The following is a 17,114-nucleotide window of genomic DNA, read 5'->3' on the forward strand; positions in this document are numbered from 1 at the left end:
TAACGAGCGCCTTTTGTTTATTACCAAGCTTCTAGCTATCAGCTATCAGCTATCAGCTATCAGCTATCAGCTATCAGCAATGATTAACGCTTGTTACTCTTTCTTTTATCACTTTTTTTGTCGCGCGAGGTGTACTTATGCGCACGATTACGCTCTCGTTGTTTAAGCTGTTGGGCTTTAGCTTTGGTAGGCGTGTCGCTCTTGTTGGCATAAGGGTTTTCGTTGAGCTTAAAGACGACGTTGAGAGGTGTGCCTTCAAGCTTGAACACTTGGCGAAACTGGTTTTCTAAATAGCGCTGATAGCTTTTGGGTAACGAGCCCGTCTGATTACCGTGAATTACAATTACCGGCGGATTATGTCCACCTATGTGAGCATAACGCAGCTTGATACGGCGACCTGATACGGTAGGCGGCGGATTAGCGGCAACCGCATCTTGCAGTATCTGTGTTAAACGGTTGGTTGACACTTCAAACATCGAGGATTTATAAGCTTTTAAGATAGAGGGATAAAGATTGCCGACACCTGTACCATGCAGCGCTGATATTAGATGCACTTTGACATAAGGAATGAAGCTAAAGCGGCGATCCATCTCAATCTTAATATAGTCCTTTTGCTCGACACTTAAGCCATCCCACTTGTTAATCGCAACTACCAACGCGCGGCCAGCATCAAGAGCATACCCTATCATATGTAGATCTTGGTCAACGATGCCTTCTTGCGCGTCAATGACAATCACTGTGACGTTTGAGTCTTCGATCGCTTGCAAGGTCTTGATGACAGAGAACTTCTCTACTTTCTCATCGATTCTACCGCGGCGACGCACGCCAGCAGTATCGATAAGGACATAGTTTTTGCCATCGCGCTGATAAGGGATATAAATACTGTCGCGCGTGGTGCCTGGCATATCATAGACCACTACTCTATCCTCACCGAGCAGTCTATTGACCAGCGTCGATTTACCGACGTTAGGACGACCAATAATTGCCAGCTTCAGACCATCTGGCTCTTGTAGGGTATCTTGCTCTGGCATGTCAGCAGTAATGACCTCTAACAAGTTACCGACTCCGCGTCCATGACTGGCCGCCATAGGGAAAGGCTCGCCTAAGCCCAAAGCATAAAACTCTGCCGGTGCAGCATCATGCACGCCATCGACTTTATTGGCGACCACGTAGACCGGCTTTCCTAAAGTATGTAAGAATTTGCCAATCTCGGCGTCAGCGCCAATCATACCTGCTCTAGCATCAACGACGAAGACGATAATATCAGCCTCATGAATAGCCGTATGCGACTGCTCAGACATATAGTCATCAATGTTACCACTGCCATCATCCGCCTCACCAATACCGCCGGTATCTACGACAATAAAAGCTTTATTTTCATACACCGCATCGCCGTATTGGCGATCACGAGTCAGTCCTGACAAGTCAGCGACCAAAGCTTGGCGACTTTTGGTGAATTGGTTAAATAAGGTAGATTTACCTACGTTTGGGCGACCGATTAAAGCCACTACAGGCTTGATACTCATGGGTTACTCTCGATAATAGTCATTAGCAGATAATAGCAGCAATAGGCTGGCCACTATCTTAGACTTAAATAAATAATGATAATAAATAAAATACAATAACTCGGTTAACAATAACCTTAACGACTCTAATCTGCAAACCACTCAGTGCTTGGCTTACTGTCGCGTTTCGGCCGCAATAAATAATAGGGCGCAAGAGTACGTCAAATCGCAGCTTTAAACAAGGTTTAAACCAGCTTCAATAAAAAGCACTAAACGCTGAACGAGCAGCGTTTATGAGGAGTAAGGTATTATTGCTTAGTTTATATTAGGGCGTGTTGAACATTCGCAAATAGGCACTGCTGATTGCTAAAATTGTTCCAGACAAGGCACAAAGCGACGATAATGCAGATGCCTTAGCGAGATTTGTAACGCAGTATGGGGCAATTTTAGCATCAGCCCTCACGACAACAACAGGGACAGGACTCTTTTTTGCCGCTTCATCGTTAAAAATAAGCGCTTAGAATGACTAAACTTATTATTTTTAACATCGAATCGCCTAAAAAATAGTCGCTGTCAGTGCCATGGTCGAATGTTCAACACGCCCTAGCCTATAATGACTCAAATCAGTTAGCAAAGACTTATCTTGGTAGCTGCCATATCGCTACTTGACCGCTTTTACTTTGCGTCATTAAGCGCGAGCCATCCACTTGTAAGCTACTCAGCGCGCCTTTGGTTTCAACCCGGCTCACAATAGTCCCTGTCGCTGGATCAAACAAGTGGACAATACCATCCAAGTCGCCGACCGCAATATAATCCCCAATCATTACTGGATTGGTAAGCTTACGATAAGCAAGCTCCTCGCTCTCCCATAACACTTCACCGGTGCGACGATCATAAGCCACCACTTTGCCCTCTAAGCTTGTCGCAACGACTTGCTGGCTATTGACCGCAAGCGACTTAAGACTAGCAAGCTCTTTGACAAACATGACCTCTCTTGAAGCCAAATCGATAGCTAACAGCTGACCGCTATAGCTAATAGCAAATAGCTGATTATTATCAATGACAGGTTGACCATCGACATCGCTCATACGCTCAACTTCACTGCTGCCGGTGCCGATACCGATACGGCGTGACCATTTTGGCAAACCGTTATCTAAGGTGATTGCGTGCAGACGGCCATCAGCGGTGGCAATCAAAGCGGTTGTATCATCTAGCAAAGTTGGCGCAGCAGCACCGCGAACGCTGATAGCAGGAAGACTAGTGGCAAACTGCCAGACTGACTGCCCGCTTTGTAGCGATAACCCATGCAAAAAACCATCATTCGCCGATAAGATAACGCGGTTATTGGTAATCAGTGCCGGCGTCAATACCGATCCTGACAGCTGTTTTTGCCAGCGTTTAGCGCCAGTACTACTATCGAGCGCTATAATCCGGCCACCGCGAGTACTGACCACAGCGGTCTGACTAAAGGCATCTAAAGCGACCCCGCCAGTAATCTCTTCACCGACATTGAACGACCATAAGCGCTGACCATTACTATCATAACCGGTTAGATCACCGCCGCGACCGGCAACGACCATCTGACCATTTTCATAGCCGACTTGTAGGTCTAACGGATCTTTTTTGCTGGCGTTCTTGCCAGCATTAATACTGAACACGGGCTGCAAAACACTGATTGGCTGCGCAATTTGTACCAGCTTGACAGGATCGTTAACCTCCGGTTTTATACCGCGATTACAGCCCGCAGCAGCGGTAGCCATCAAAGCCACTACTGCCACTTGCATAGCAGTCTTTTTTAGGGTATTGCTTTTTATAGTCTGGCTTGCACGAACAGATCGGGTCATTGTATTCTCACTACAAAAAATTAACGGTCAATAAGAAGCTATAGCTAAAGATAATATCAGTCTTTATTGCACAGCCACTACTATAATTAGGGTTAAAACTAGTTCGGGTTAACACTGAGTTTTAGAAGTCTCTACAGCGCAAAGGATATGACTGACTTACTGCGTCGATTATTCAGGCTCGTTGCTATTATTGTTTTCATTGATAGCATCACTGTCATTATCCATCATTACGGTATTATCTACCGTCAATCCTTGCGGTGCTGCTGGCTGCTGGATAAGACTGTCTTGAGCTTTGATGGGCTCAGGGTAGATACCTAAGCTCTCCATTTTTAGCGCCAGTACTGCGCGCTCTTCATTACGCTCGCTGATTAGATTCCAAGCATTATTATAAGCATTAATCGCCGCCTCTTTATCATTTTGCGCTTGGTAAATATCACCTAGTAGCTCTTGCTGGCTTGCTTCAAAGGAGATGGGCACATCGCTTTTAGCTTCAGATAATGCCGCTTCTAGCTCATCATTGGCTAATAACACCTGCGCGTAACGCAGACGTGTAATAGCTTTGAGCCCTGCATCATCTAAATCGATAGCTAAGGCTTGCTTGAGGCTTGCTGCCGCGCCTGTAAAATCATCATTATCTACTTGCATCCGCGCTTTCATCATTAGTGCTTGCCAAGCGTATACTGAATCACCGTGAGCGCTGACTAAGCTATCGATATCATCACTTAGCTGCTCGCGGCTTTCGCTCAGTGCTGCTAAAGCATCGTCTTCTAAATCTGGGTTTTGCGCCGCCAAGCTGACTTGCTCGTTTAACAGCTGAATATCTGCATACTGGTCGGCAGCTACCGTATCCACACGGGCATGGTTATTTTGCCAATAAGTCCAACCAAAATAGCCAGCCAACGCTAACAATATAATAGTGACAATATTGCCACCATACTGTTTTAGCGCTTGCATCGAATTGTCTGAGTTTGGCGAACTAGGATTCAAAGCCATGGGTATTTACCTGATGAAGTTTATAATGAATACTTTATGAGAAATGGTTGCTTGTTAATATCTGAGCTAAGACTACTGACCCAAAAAGTTAGCGCTATCCGCCAACCAATCTTGAGGCACGTTTTTTTGCTCACCATTTTGCATATCTTTGATACTAATCATTTGCTGATCCAGCTCTTGCTGCGCGATAATCACTGTTAGCGCAGCGCCTGACTTATCCGCTTTTTTCATTTGCGCTTTCAGGCTAGTCGCGCTCGCCATTTTTACACGCAGATCTGGGCGCTTATAGCGCAGATTTTGCGCGTAAGCGATACCAGCGCTATATACTTCAGGATGCGCGGCAATAAAGACATCACATGCAGAGTCTTCTGTAAAAGGCGCAACCGCTTCTATCAATAATAACAAGCGCTCAAGACCCATAGCAAAACCAACAGCAGGCTCAGACGTTACTGGCTTGCTCTCTTGGACTTTGCCTTTATTGTCCATTGATTTTAACTGGCCAATTAGACCGTCGTAGCGGCCGCCAGCACAAACCGTAGCTTGGCTGCCTAGCTTGTCAGTCACCCACTCAAAGACGGTCTTGTTATAATAATCAAGACCACGCACTAGATGCGGGTTAATCTCAAAATCGATGCCAAGCTCTGTCAAATACGCCTGTACTTGCTCAAAGTGCGCCATACTTTCCGTACCCAAAAAGTCAGCGAGCTTTGGCGCATCATTCAATAACGCTTGCGTACTCGCGTCTTTGCTATCCAAAATCCGTAGCGGATTGGTCGTTAAGCGGCGCTTACTGTCTTCATCGAGCTGCTCTTGCTTATCGGTCAAATAACGCACTAGAGCATCACGATAAGCACGACGCTCATCACTCTCGCCTAAGCTATTGAGCTGTAGGCGCATCTCGTTTTTGAGGCCAAGCTCTTGCCACATAAGATCCGTCATCGCAATCAGCTCAGCATCCGCATCGGGCAAAGCACTACCGAAGCTCTCGACTCCAAGCTGATGGAACTGACGATAACGCCCCTTTTGCGGGCGCTCATAGCGAAACATCGGGCCGATGTACCAAAGTTTGGGCGTATCGCCGCGCAGTAAGTTATGCTCGATAACCGCGCGTACCGCGCCTGCCGTGCCTTCAGGGCGCAAAGTTAGAGGCGTTGGCGGCTCTGACTTATCGGCAAAACTATACATCTCTTTTTCGACAATGTCAGTTGCGCCGCCGATAGCACGAGCAAACAGATCGGTCTGCTCAACAATAGGTAAGCGGATATTCTCGTAGCCATAACGGCTCAGTACATTTTGTAAAACGGCTTCTAGGCGTAACCACTTTGCCGATTGCTGTGGCAAAATATCATTGAACCCTTTAATAGCTTTAATCATGGTGCGGTTATACCCTCAAACTCTATTGCGATTGTTTTTTATTTTGAAATGTCTGTTTTATGAAGCACTAGCCGACGCGAATAATTTCATTTTCGCGTGACTTAGCAAGCTCTGCGGCGTGGGCTCGTACCATATCTTCGATTTCGTCCACTAAGTTATTGGTATCGATGAGATGACTCTTGTCGCCCATCCGGTAGACCAAAGACTTAGGCGCGGCGCCGACGATACCGATATCGGCCTCCTTAGCCTCACCTGGGCCATTTACTTTACAGCCAATCACCGATAAGTTCATCGGTTCACGAATATCTTCTAAGCGCGACTCTAATGCCGTCATCACCTTAATGACATCAAACTCTTGACGCGAGCAGCTTGGGCAAGCGATGAAGTTTACACCGTTAGAGCGGATATTTAGTGACTTTAGAATATCAAAGCCAATTTTGATCTCCTCTTCAGGCTCAGCCGCTAAAGAGATACGAATAGTATCGCCAATACCATCGAGTAACAGCCCGCCCAGAGCAATAGCCGACTTGACCGCACCAGTACGATAGACGCCCGCTTCTGTCACTCCTAGATGTAGCGGATTATCTATCTGCGCTGATATCAAACGATAGGCATCCATCGTCAAAAACACATTGCTGGCTTTGACTGAGACTTTATACTGATCGAAATTGAGACGCTCAAGAATATCGATATGACGCATGGCAGACTCAAGCATCGCCTCGCCGGTTGGTTCCGTGTACTTACGCTGAATTTCTTTTTCTAAAGAGCCGGCATTGACGCCAATGCGAATCGGAATATTATGATGTCTGGCACAGGCTACAACTTCACGCACCTTAGCGTCACTACCGATATTACCTGGGTTAATACGCAAGCAATCAGCGCCAGCTTCAGCGACGGCCAATGCAATTTTATGATCAAAATGCACATCGGCGATAAGCGGTACGCTGACCTGCTTACGAATCTCACTAAAGGCTTTGACGGTATCCATCGTTGGAGTCGATACGCGCATCATATCCGCGCCCGCCTCCACGCAGCGCTGAATTTGCGCGACTGTAGCTGCCACATCACAAGTATCAGTATTGGTCATACTTTGCACACTGATCGGTGCATCGCCGCCAATTGCTACGCTACCGACATGTATTTTTTTGGTAGGGCGGCGATGAATAGGCGTTGATGTAGACATACAAAATCCTTTACTTAAAGTATATAGAATATTTCTAAATATTAAGAGCTATACTCTTATGGTGCAAGCTCAAATATAGCGCGATTGCCGGTCGTATACTGCTCAAGCGCCACTGCTTGTTGATCAAGCACTAAACTGGCATTATCGACGTCATCGATCTGAATACTAAACGGCGGCACTCCTATTAAGGTATAATTCCCTCTGGTCTGCTCGCCATTCATCAAACTATTGCCTGATGCATCAGCAATATTGACATCGACAGCATCGGTCAACTTAACTTCTAATGTAGCATTGCTTTGACTATCATCGCCTAGATTCAGCGCTGAGCCTGAAGCACCAATACTATCGTCGTCAGTCACTACTGCTGCGCCCTGAGCTTGTTCTGTAGCCGTGATATCATCAATCACAGGCGCAGCTGTTTCGCTATCGCGGCTAGCGTTACTCACCATACGAAACAAAAAGAAAGCCAAAACAATAAGTACAATAACTCCGATTATTAATAAGGGGTTGATACGAATACGGCTACTCGTATCGCGCTGTAGCGTCCCCATCGGCTGTAATAAAGATTCGGTGTTATTCGCTGAGCGGTCTTTTAGCTCATTAGGGTAAGCAGCATCAAAGGCACTTGCGACCGTATTAGGATCTAGGCGTAAGTATTTAGCATAGTTAATCGCAAAACCGCGTGCAAAAGCGACTTGCGGTAGCTCAGAGAAATTCTCGTTTTCAAGCGCTTGCAAGTGACGCTTTAGAATAAACAGCTCAGCGGCTGCCGTCTCCAAGCTGATTTGTTGAGTATTGCGAGCTTGTTGCAGCATGGCACCAAATGAGTTTTGCGCATTGAGTTGGGTATTTAGTGATGGTTCGGTCATTGCCATGGTGCCTCTGGATTGTTAAGCCAAGTCTTGAGTTGTTTTGCTTCATCACTTAACGGATAAGCGGATAATAATTGACGCGATAACTGTTGACGCTGGTTGCTATCGCCTTGCGCTTCGGCCAATTTGATTCCTTGCAGTAGCAGACGCGGACTGATGCCCTGCCCTTGAACCAATATGAGCGTCTCATCATACAAGCGCTGCGCTTGCTGTACGCGGTTTTGGGCCAATAATAAATCAACCAGCTCGATATGAGCCACTAAGCTATTGCGATTGCCATCTAAAGCGCGCAAAAATGCTTTTGCCGCAGCAGCACTATCATTCAGCTGTAAATAAGTGCGTCCTAGATTCTCTAGAGCACTAATACGGCCTTCATAACCTAATGCGGAGCCTGCAATTTCAAACTGCTGAGCCGCCTCACTATAGCGCTTCATCTGCGACAGATAAACTCCGTAATTATTACGGGCCTGTTCAAAGTCGCCGTCAAGCGCAATCGCTTTTTTGAAGTACGCATCCGCCTTTTCAAGATTAAGACGGCTGCCTTCTTGCTGCAGTAAAACGCCCATCATATCATAGGCTGGCGCGTATCGGCTATTAGCAGCGAAAGCTTTTTCGAGTTGACGCTGGGCGGCATCAAGCTCGTTTTTACGGATATACTGGGCAGCAAGTGAGGTGCGAACGCGAGCAATCTCTTGTTTATTCAGGTTTTTATTATTACTTACTGGCGCAGACCCCTGATAACGGGTACTACCTGTCAAGTCAGGATCGGTTGTGCTTTGACAGCCTGCTAGTAACAAAGCTGACAAGCCACTCATCATTACTCGGGCTTTAGTAAGCTTAATGAGCTTCGTCAAAGCGGTTGGCGGATTATGCGAGGTATATGGTTTGATAGTCATAGACGAACGCCTTGATTTAGAAATTTTATCATCACTCATAGCCCCTAAATCCTTGGTTTTACTAACATCATATTAATCCCTGAGCATCTTATAACTTAGTACCTTGTAATAAGTACTTAGCTATTGAATTTATATGACTTTATACCGATAAAAACCGTTAGTCTACCTCTTATCTACCTTAAGGGCTCAATAATTACTCACGCTATTTGTTAAGGCTTATTGCACTTATATTACATTGTTTTCGCCCTGTCACTTTGTCACTGTACTGAGACTCTGTTTGGGACTTTGTTGAGGAATTCGTTTAGGCCTTGGCATCGCGCTTAAAGCGGCTATCTTTAATAGTAACGGCTTGCGCGCTTCTATCTTTGATGCTTTGCTGCCACTTCTCTGAGCGGCGCGTACGATCGGCCACTTGCCCGACGAGCTGACCACAAGCGGCATCGATATCATCGCCGCGAGTTTGACGAATGGTACAGACAAAACCCGCTTGGCTCAAAATATCACTAAAAGCATGAATACGGTTATTGCTCGATTTACCATAATCGGCGTGCGGGAACGGATTAAAAGGTATTAAGTTAATTTTGCTTGGTAAATCGCCTAACAGCGCGACTAGCTGGCGCGCGTGTACATCACTATCATTGACGCCATCTAACATCACATACTCGATAGTGACGTGTTTTTTGTGGCGCGGATTAGCGTCGAACACATAGTTACGAGCAGCGGCCATCAGCTCTGCTAGCGGATACTTTTTATTAATAGGTACCAGCTCATTACGTAGCTCATCATTAGGCGCATGCAACGAGATAGCTAAAGCGACATCGATATCTTGCGCTAATTGATACATCTTTGGCACAACACCTGAGGTTGAGAGCGTCACCCGGCGCTTAGATAAGCCATAAGCATGATCGCTAAGCATAAGCTCCATCGAGCCAACTACAGGCTTATAGTTTAATAAAGGTTCGCCCATGCCCATCATAACGACGTTAGTGACTTTATTCTCCCAAAGACTATGATCGACATGCTCTAAGCTGTCATTCTCGTCGCTCATATAAGAGGCATTCGCAACCCATAGCTGACCTAAGATCTCAGCGGCGGAGAGGTCGCGCTCAAAGCCTTGCTTACCAGTACTACAAAAGCTGCAATCAAGCGCGCAGCCCACTTGTGATGAGATACACAGAGTCTTACGTCCATCGACTTTACTATCGTCAGCAGGTATCAGCACGGTCTCAACCAGTGAGCCACCAGTGACCTCGAACACCCACTTACGGGTGCCATCATCGCTATATTGACGATGAATAACCTTGGGCGCAGTGACGCAAGCGTGCTGCGCTAACTTTTCTCGCAGCGATTTACTCAGATTGGTCATCTGCTCAAAGTCAGTGACGCCGTGTTGGTATATCCACTTAATCACTTGGGTGGCGCGAAAAGGCTTCTCGCCAATACTTTTGAAGTAATCGGCAAGCTGCTCTTGGGTCATACCCAAGAGATTAGTCTTACTCTGAGTGTCAGCTGACGGAGTGGATGTTTGTACCATGGACATAATAAATACCTTTTTGCCTGAGCTAAAAAGCTTGTGCAATATTGTGGAGCATGAGCAATCCATTATGAGCGTTATTATATCAGCTCTCGTTTTATTTGGTCACTGATAATGAGATGCTGATAAGGGATTGCTAACGCTATGAGCCCTAGAAAGTTACTTGAGCGCTTTTATAGTTAGATTAGATTGGTATAGTAGTTATTTGCATAACAATGAGACTTACGATAATCCGATAATCGTAACGCTATACTGAATATTAGGGTAATCCTAGGTTATTTCAACGTTCAACGCTTAGACTATGAAGTGAGTAGCTGATAGTAGAAACGGCTTACACCCTACTGAGTATAAGCCGTCTTGCGCTACTATTGAATAAATGACTATAGGCTGACTAGCAGTCAACTGCTGGTAGTTATAAATACTAAACCCCAACATAACCTATTAACAGCAACGCCTCAATACTCGTCCATACTTATAAAAAAGTATGAATTAGCGAGTACGAGCACACACTTCATTATCATTGAAGAAGTAGCTGATTTCACGCTCAGCGGACTGAGCAGAATCTGAACCATGAACGGCGTTTTCGTCGATGCTGCTAGCAAAATCTGCACGGATAGTACCTTTGTCTGCATCAGCTGGGTTAGTTGCGCCCATGATTTCGCGGTGCTTAGCGATAGCGTTCTCGCCTTCTAATACTGATACTAATACTGGGCCTGAGGTCATGAATGACTTTAGGTCGTTGTAGAATGGACGCTCAGCGTGCTCAGCGTAAAAGCCGCCCGCTTTTTCGTCATCAAGTTGCATCATTTTAGCAGCAACGATTTTTAGACCCGCTTGCTCAAAGCGATCATAGATAGCGCCGATATGATTGCCAGCAACTGCGTCAGGTTTGATAATAGATAGAGTACGTTCGTTAGCCATGAAAAGCTCCTATAAAGTGGATTGAGTTAGCCGTAAAATAAAGAGGTAAGTTATCTGTGATCATCACACCAATTCAGCTAAATAAATGGATAAACTAGTGCGTTATCAATGCGAGCACACTGCCCTCAGTGGATGATTGCTGACTATTATAATGATTAACACTATAAATGATAGGGTTAATTTATGATTGTGTCTTGCTAAACCGTAAATACCCTCATCTGATTAAAAAATCCCAGTGCCTTGTATAATTTAGACACTGGGATTTGATTACACTTCTAGCGCTTTATCGCTTACGCATCATATGGATCACGTAGGACGATAGTCTCTTCGCGGTCAGGGCCGGTTGAGATGATATCAACTGGGCAATTAATCAGCTCTTCAATACGTTTGATGTAGATCTTGGCATTCTCTGGTAGATCGTCATAGTTGGTGATACCGACAGTCGACTCGCTCCAGCCTTGCAATGTCTCATACTTAGGCGTAACCGCTTCGTAGAATTCGGCATCATGAGCGCCTGCGCATTCTGTCTCAGGCAAGTTATAGCCAACACCGATCAGAAGCTCGTCTAAACCATCCAACACATCAAGCTTAGTCAAGCAAATACCTGATAGTGAGTTTAGTACGACCGCACGGCGTAGCGCTTCGGCATCGAACCAACCGCAGCGACGGGCGCGGCCTGTTGTTGCGCCAAACTCATGACCGACTTTGGCTAAATGCGCGCCAACATCATCGAATAGCTCCGTTGGGAATGGACCGCTACCAACACGCGTGGTATAAGCCTTAGTGATACCCAATACGTAGTCCAAGTATAACGGACCAATACCCGTACCGGTAGAAACGCCGCCTGCCGTTACGCTTGAGCTGGTCACAAACGGATAAGTGCCGTGATCGATATCAAGTAGCGTGCCTTGCGCGCCCTCAAACATTAAGTTCTTGCCCGCTAGACGCAGCTGGTTCAAATCTTCGGTCACATCAGTAACCATGCCTTTGATCTCGTCGCGCCACTGTTGGCACAGCTGATAAGTCTTATCAAAGTCAATCGCATCGACTTTATAGTACTGAGTCAACTGGAAGTTATGATACTCGATAAGGTTACGTAGTTTTTCTTCTAAGTCATCCCGGAACAAGTCAGCAAGCTTGATCGCTCGGCGTGCGACTTTGTCTTCGTATGCAGGACCGATGCCGCGGCCAGTGGTACCGATTTTACCTGAACCGCGTTTGGCTTCACGCGCTTGATCGAGTGCCACGTGATACGGCATGATAAGCGGGCAATTTGGCGAGATACGCAGGCGCTCGCGTACTGGTACATCATTATCCTTAAGCTCCTTCATCTCTTTGAGTAGAGCATCAGGAGCTAAGACCACACCATTACCGATGAAGCAAGTGACATCATCACGCAAAATACCAGAAGGAATGAGATGCAGTACGGTAGTTTTGCCATCGACGACTAGCGTATGCCCTGCATTGTGACCGCCCTGAAAACGCGCCACTGCTGAGGACTTTTCGGTAAGCAAATCGACGATTTTGCCTTTACCTTCATCGCCCCATTGGCTTCCTAAAACTACGACATTCTTACCCATGATAGATCCTTACAGTAATGTATTTGAGTAGGTTAATAAACGACTATTAAATTAAACAGCTAAGCGAGTTATCAGACTTAGCTATGGATTGAATCAGATATTGAATTCAGTGTTAGGGCGCGTTACCCCGCCACTATATATTTCGGTACTGTACTGATTAATTGATATTAATTAATTGCCAGCTCTCATCAGCTAGGCTTAAACGATGGGTAACATCAGCTGGACAGTCATCTTCGCTCAAAGGCACTATAACCCGGTACCCTTGCTGGCGCCATTTTTCGATTTGCTGTTGTAGCGCTTGTTTGCGCGCACTATCGGCCTCAGTCATGTCAGTATAATCAACAATGACTACCGCTGGCGCAGCAAGCTCAATATGTGCCAGCAATCGGCTGACATCCATACTAAACCCAGTCGCGGCACGCGGCGCTTGAGCATCGGTCAGTTGACTGTTCTGACTTTGCATACCATCGAAGCGACCGCCGCGCACTAGTGGCTGGGTCTCACTATTGATATAACCGTTAAAGACGATACCCGTGTGATAATGATAACCTGATAGTTCGGTGACATCGATACTGACATCGCACTGCCATTGCTGCTGCAGATGTGTACTCAAGCGTTGTAATTCGTCGACTGCTTGCGCAATCTTGGTATCTTGCTTAGCCGTAGCAGATAGCTTCGCCAGCAGTTCCGTCATATCATGACCATAGCGCGCTAACGCATAAAAATCGTCCCCCATCGGCAGAGCTGTACTTATACGCTTAAGCTCTGGTAGGTTTTTATTAGCATACAGCGTCATCAGCTGGACGGTATCACTGGTAGATAACTGTGCCAGCTCAGCTAAGCGTTTAAATATCGCCACGTGACCTAAATCGATATGGAGACTTGCTTTCAGATTCAAGCCATTGACCATAGTAAATAATACATCTATAAGCTCAATATCGGCCTTTAGATCATCATAGCCAAAGATCTCAGCGCCCAACTGCAGCGGTGTACGTGAGCCAAATAATCCTGAGGGCAGCGTATGGATGACATGACCCACGTAACAATAGCGCGCTATGCCTTTACCGTGATGCGCGTCGATACGTAGAATCTGCGGCGTGATATCGGCGCGCAGACCCATCAAGCGTCCGGTCAACTGATCGATAATCTTGAATGTCTGCCGCTTAAGATCCTCTGAGGCCTCACTCAATAATGACTCGGTATATTCAATCAAAGGAGGACTGACTGGCTGATAGCCATGAGCGATCAGCTGCTGGATGAGCTGATAACGCAGCACTTCTTGTTTTTGGGCCGCAGAAAACAGTACATCGCCAACCCCATCCGGTAGTAGCCAATTATTCGCCACTTCAGCGGCATGATTACTTAAGTAAGATAGGCCATTATTAGCCCCTGTAGGTGTCGTTTGGGTACTCTGCTGAGTCGCCGAAGAGGAGTGAGCAAAACTAGTAGAATCAGAACTGACAGACACAATAAATCCTTGTTTGGCTTATCGCGCAAACGCGATACGATAAGTTTATGAGCGGTTTGTATTTTTAGCACGCACTATCACTGACCCAATCCGTATAAAGCAACTAGGTCATCTCAATACCAAATATTTTTCAGTTTAGGTCATGCAAAATCTAGATCGTTATATAGTTGACCGATTTAAGTATAGTCGTTTTTAATTATGATAATAAATAGACGAGGGTGATAAAAGCTATCGCTGTGCACTTCAAACATTTGACATACTATATTAGATATATAACATAAAGCGTTTGAACACACTGACGCGAAATGCTCACAGCACTTGAGGATTTAGTTTAGCATAGCCGTTAAGATTCGACTAGTCACAATTCTGAGTAATCACTAGCAATGGCTACCAATTACTCAGCACTTTTCAACAGCTATAGACAGCAGTCCTTAAAAAACGCTAAGACTCCCCTGGTAGAGGTAAGCGCAGTGGAGCGTCAATAATCATTTGCTAACAAAGTAGCCGTTTTTGGCTTATCTCTATGCGCTAGACCCGTGTTACACTAACTCATATTTTTTTTGGAATTTTTATGTCCACAGATTATCATCCTAACCCCGAGATCAATCAAACCAATGTACTAGGCACTGCACTGGCTAGCTGCTGCTTTGATCCTATCACCGGTTATTATCGTAACGGTTTTTGTCATACTGGCAACCAAGATGTTGGCCAACATACAGTTTGCGCTAAGATGACTAGCGAATTTTTGAACTTTTCATCGAGTCGCGGTAATGACCTCATCACCCCTTTACCTGAGTATAATTTTGCTGGTTTAAAGCCCGGTGACTACTGGTGTATCTGTGCACTACGCTGGGTTGAAGCATTGGACTTCGATATCGCGCCGCCTATTAAGCTTGAAGCTTGTCATGAGAGCTTACTGACGCTTGTCGATATCGACACCTTAAAGCGTTATGCTTTATAGCCTGCCGCTTGAAATTTAGGTCTCAATATTTGACTAGTGATATTAGGTGTCTCGCACATTTGCATCCCCTGCACTGTCTAAGATGCGGCAAGTCCTATGTGATAAAAATACTTTTATATAAAGATTTAATTTTAACGACTAATCTTTAACGGCTAGGCTTTAACGACGAGGAAGAGCGTGTATGCACCGTGATGATGAGCCGTCACTCCAGACGATACGTATCGCCCCAGATTCTAATATCGAACGTATCTACTCTGACAATGTTGACAATGTTGAGGCGCCGCTAAACTTCGTCGATTACGACAGCTATATTTACGGTGATGCAGAAGCGACGGAAGAAGATACGCTTGAGACCATGACCGTCTACGACCCCGACTCGGAGCGTTATGAGGATATCGTCGTCTCAAGCGAAGCTGAAGTGGTCAACTGCTACTCCTACTCGCGTAAGACCGGTAAACAAATCAGCCAGTTGGCGCTTGGCGATGTGAATAAAGCTTTGACCAATAATAACCAGTTTATTTGGTTAGGGCTTTATGAGCCAAGCTTACAGACCATTGCCGAAGTGCAAAACGCTTTTGATCTGCATGAGCTGGCTATAGAAGATGCGTTTTCGGACAACCAACGTGCCAAAATCGAAGCCTATAACAACGATACGGTATTCTTGGTCGTTCGTACCGCCAAGCTTGAAGATAATTATATCCGCTACGGCACAACTGCGATATTTATGGGTAAAAACTACCTAATTACTATCCGCACGGGCCCCTCAAACGCCTATGCGCCGATTCGTGAGCACTGTCATCTGCGCCCCGAAAAGCTAAGAATGGGGCCTATCTTTATCTTGCACGCTGTTCTTGATTTTATTGTCGATAACTACTTGCCCATCACCGATAGACTCGGCAGCTACTTACGCGAGCAAGAGCGTAATATCTTTACTTATGAGTTTAATAAAGACACCCTAAAAAACCTCTATGAGATTAAGTCGCAACTGGTACATATGCGCGCGGTAATCTTGCCAGTACAAGACATCTGTAACTTCTTCATTAATCATCAAAAAAGCGATTTAGTACCCGCCTTCCCTAACGCTGCTAAGCCTTACTTTCGAGATATTAATGACCATCTGCTGCGCTCACTAGATGCAGTTAACGGCCTCAATGAGATGCTAAGCTTAGCTATGGATACCTATATGGCTATGGTCAATATGGGTCAAAACGAGGTGGTGCGAAAGCTTGCTGCTTGGGCCGGTATACTGGCAGTACCGACTGCCGTCGCTGGGCTCTATGGCATGAACTTCGACTTTATGCCTGAGCTGCATTGGGAATACTCTTATTTTGTTATTCTATTTTTGATTGCGACGACTTGTAGCTACTTATACTATAAGTTTAAAAAGGTAAAATGGCTGTAAAGCCATACAAATCTTAGACGAGCTAATTTTATATCAAGGACGGAGTTCTGTATTGCACAGAACTCCGTCCTTTCTTATGGTCTAACTGTTCTTATGGTCTAACTGTGGCAATTACTTCTCTATTCACGGCGATGCTTCGTGTTGCTCTTAGGTGCCTGAGCGTTGTCAGGTAGTAACGCTTTTGTAGTAGAATTAACGTGAGCACTATCCAAATTATCCTCTGGTCGACCATAGGTTCGGGCTGTCCATGTGAGTACAACTATCGAGGCACTTAGTAAGATTATCACTACAGAAATCGTTGCGAGTAGCCACAAGTGAAAGTAGTCAGATACCGCTTGAACATCTACTACTAGATGTCGTGACAGTGCTGTTATGGCAATAAAGATTAAAAACTGTACAGGTAAGCGATGGGTCTTAAAATAAATGCCAATCATAGCAAGCAGCTCTAGATAAATAAATAACATCAAAATATCTTTTAGCGCCGCTGAACCTTTTTGAATAATAACTTAGATTAACACACCAAGTGCAACGCTAATTAATATTATAGAACGCCTGCATAGGCGTCTTAAACCCTAATCGTT

Annotated in this window: 13 protein-coding genes and 1 pseudogene; 2 read left to right on the forward strand and 12 right to left on the reverse strand. The window is 45.5% G+C overall.

What is annotated here, in order from left to right; genetic code table 11:
- Positions 1 to 83 precede the first annotated feature (83 nt).
- From der to AAEY83_RS05560, 11 genes are all read right to left on the reverse strand, one after another.
- Positions 84 to 1,526: a ribosome biogenesis GTPase Der gene (der, locus tag AAEY83_RS05510; protein WP_025643717.1), complete on the reverse strand. Its 1,443-nt coding sequence runs from the start codon at positions 1,524 to 1,526 to the stop codon at positions 84 to 86.
- A 617-nt stretch (positions 1,527 to 2,143) separates the two neighbouring features.
- Complete coding sequence (gene bamB / locus AAEY83_RS05515; RefSeq protein WP_025643722.1) at positions 2,144 to 3,349, reverse strand: outer membrane protein assembly factor BamB; 1,206 nt, start codon at positions 3,347 to 3,349, stop codon at positions 2,144 to 2,146.
- 168 nt (positions 3,350 to 3,517) lie between these two features.
- On the reverse strand, positions 3,518 to 4,342 hold the full coding sequence (locus tag AAEY83_RS05520; protein ID WP_025643724.1) for a YfgM family protein: 825 nt from the start codon (positions 4,340 to 4,342) through the stop codon (positions 3,518 to 3,520).
- 72 nt (positions 4,343 to 4,414) lie between these two features.
- A complete protein-coding gene (hisS, locus tag AAEY83_RS05525; protein WP_025643725.1) occupies positions 4,415 to 5,716 on the reverse strand; it encodes a histidine--tRNA ligase in 1,302 nt (433 codons plus the stop codon).
- A 67-nt stretch (positions 5,717 to 5,783) separates the two neighbouring features.
- The gene (gene ispG / locus AAEY83_RS05530) at positions 5,784 to 6,899 is read right to left on the reverse strand and encodes a flavodoxin-dependent (E)-4-hydroxy-3-methylbut-2-enyl-diphosphate synthase (RefSeq protein ID WP_025643727.1); all 1,116 of its coding nucleotides are present in this window, start codon (positions 6,897 to 6,899) and stop codon (positions 5,784 to 5,786) included.
- Between the two features lie 56 nt (positions 6,900 to 6,955).
- Positions 6,956 to 7,768: a helix-turn-helix domain-containing protein gene (locus tag AAEY83_RS05535; RefSeq protein ID WP_025643729.1), complete on the reverse strand. Its 813-nt coding sequence runs from the start codon at positions 7,766 to 7,768 to the stop codon at positions 6,956 to 6,958.
- Entirely contained in the window at positions 7,765 to 8,667 is a 903-nt protein-coding gene (gene pilW / locus AAEY83_RS05540; RefSeq protein ID WP_025643731.1) for a type IV pilus biogenesis/stability protein PilW, read from the reverse strand. Before pilW ends, AAEY83_RS05535 begins: the two co-directional genes overlap by 4 nt.
- Before the next feature lie 301 nt (positions 8,668 to 8,968).
- Positions 8,969 to 10,207, reverse strand: a complete 1,239-nt coding sequence (gene rlmN, locus AAEY83_RS05545; RefSeq protein ID WP_025643732.1) for a dual-specificity RNA methyltransferase RlmN — start codon at positions 10,205 to 10,207, stop codon at positions 8,969 to 8,971.
- A 483-nt stretch (positions 10,208 to 10,690) separates the two neighbouring features.
- Positions 10,691 to 11,122 carry a nucleoside-diphosphate kinase gene (ndk, locus tag AAEY83_RS05550; protein WP_025643734.1) on the reverse strand — a complete coding sequence of 144 codons (432 nt, stop codon included), beginning with the start codon at positions 11,120 to 11,122 and terminating at the stop codon, positions 10,691 to 10,693.
- A 290-nt stretch (positions 11,123 to 11,412) separates the two neighbouring features.
- Positions 11,413 to 12,702: an adenylosuccinate synthase gene (locus AAEY83_RS05555; protein WP_025643736.1), complete on the reverse strand. Its 1,290-nt coding sequence runs from the start codon at positions 12,700 to 12,702 to the stop codon at positions 11,413 to 11,415.
- 157 nt (positions 12,703 to 12,859) lie between these two features.
- Complete coding sequence (locus tag AAEY83_RS05560; protein WP_502945158.1) at positions 12,860 to 14,047, reverse strand: ATP phosphoribosyltransferase regulatory subunit; 1,188 nt, start codon at positions 14,045 to 14,047, stop codon at positions 12,860 to 12,862.
- Between the two features lie 694 nt (positions 14,048 to 14,741).
- Between AAEY83_RS05560 and AAEY83_RS05565 the strand changes: the two genes are divergently transcribed.
- Together AAEY83_RS05565 and corA are read left to right on the forward strand one after the other, a co-directional pair.
- A complete protein-coding gene (locus tag AAEY83_RS05565) occupies positions 14,742 to 15,131 on the forward strand; it encodes a DUF2237 family protein (RefSeq protein ID WP_025643740.1) in 390 nt (129 codons plus the stop codon).
- Positions 15,132 to 15,312: 181 nt separating this feature from the next.
- Complete coding sequence (corA, locus tag AAEY83_RS05570) at positions 15,313 to 16,533, forward strand: magnesium/cobalt transporter CorA (RefSeq protein ID WP_025643742.1); 1,221 nt, start codon at positions 15,313 to 15,315, stop codon at positions 16,531 to 16,533.
- Positions 16,534 to 16,652: 119 nt separating this feature from the next.
- Here corA and AAEY83_RS05575 read toward each other — a convergent pair.
- Positions 16,653 to 17,012, reverse strand: a pseudogene (locus tag AAEY83_RS05575) (phosphate-starvation-inducible protein PsiE); the annotation flags it as partial.
- Positions 17,013 to 17,114: the final 102 nt, after the last annotated feature.

This window comes from Psychrobacter sp. TB20-MNA-CIBAN-0197 (assembly GCF_040309765.1).
GTDB classification, from domain to species: domain Bacteria; phylum Pseudomonadota; class Gammaproteobacteria; order Pseudomonadales; family Moraxellaceae; genus Psychrobacter; species Psychrobacter submarinus.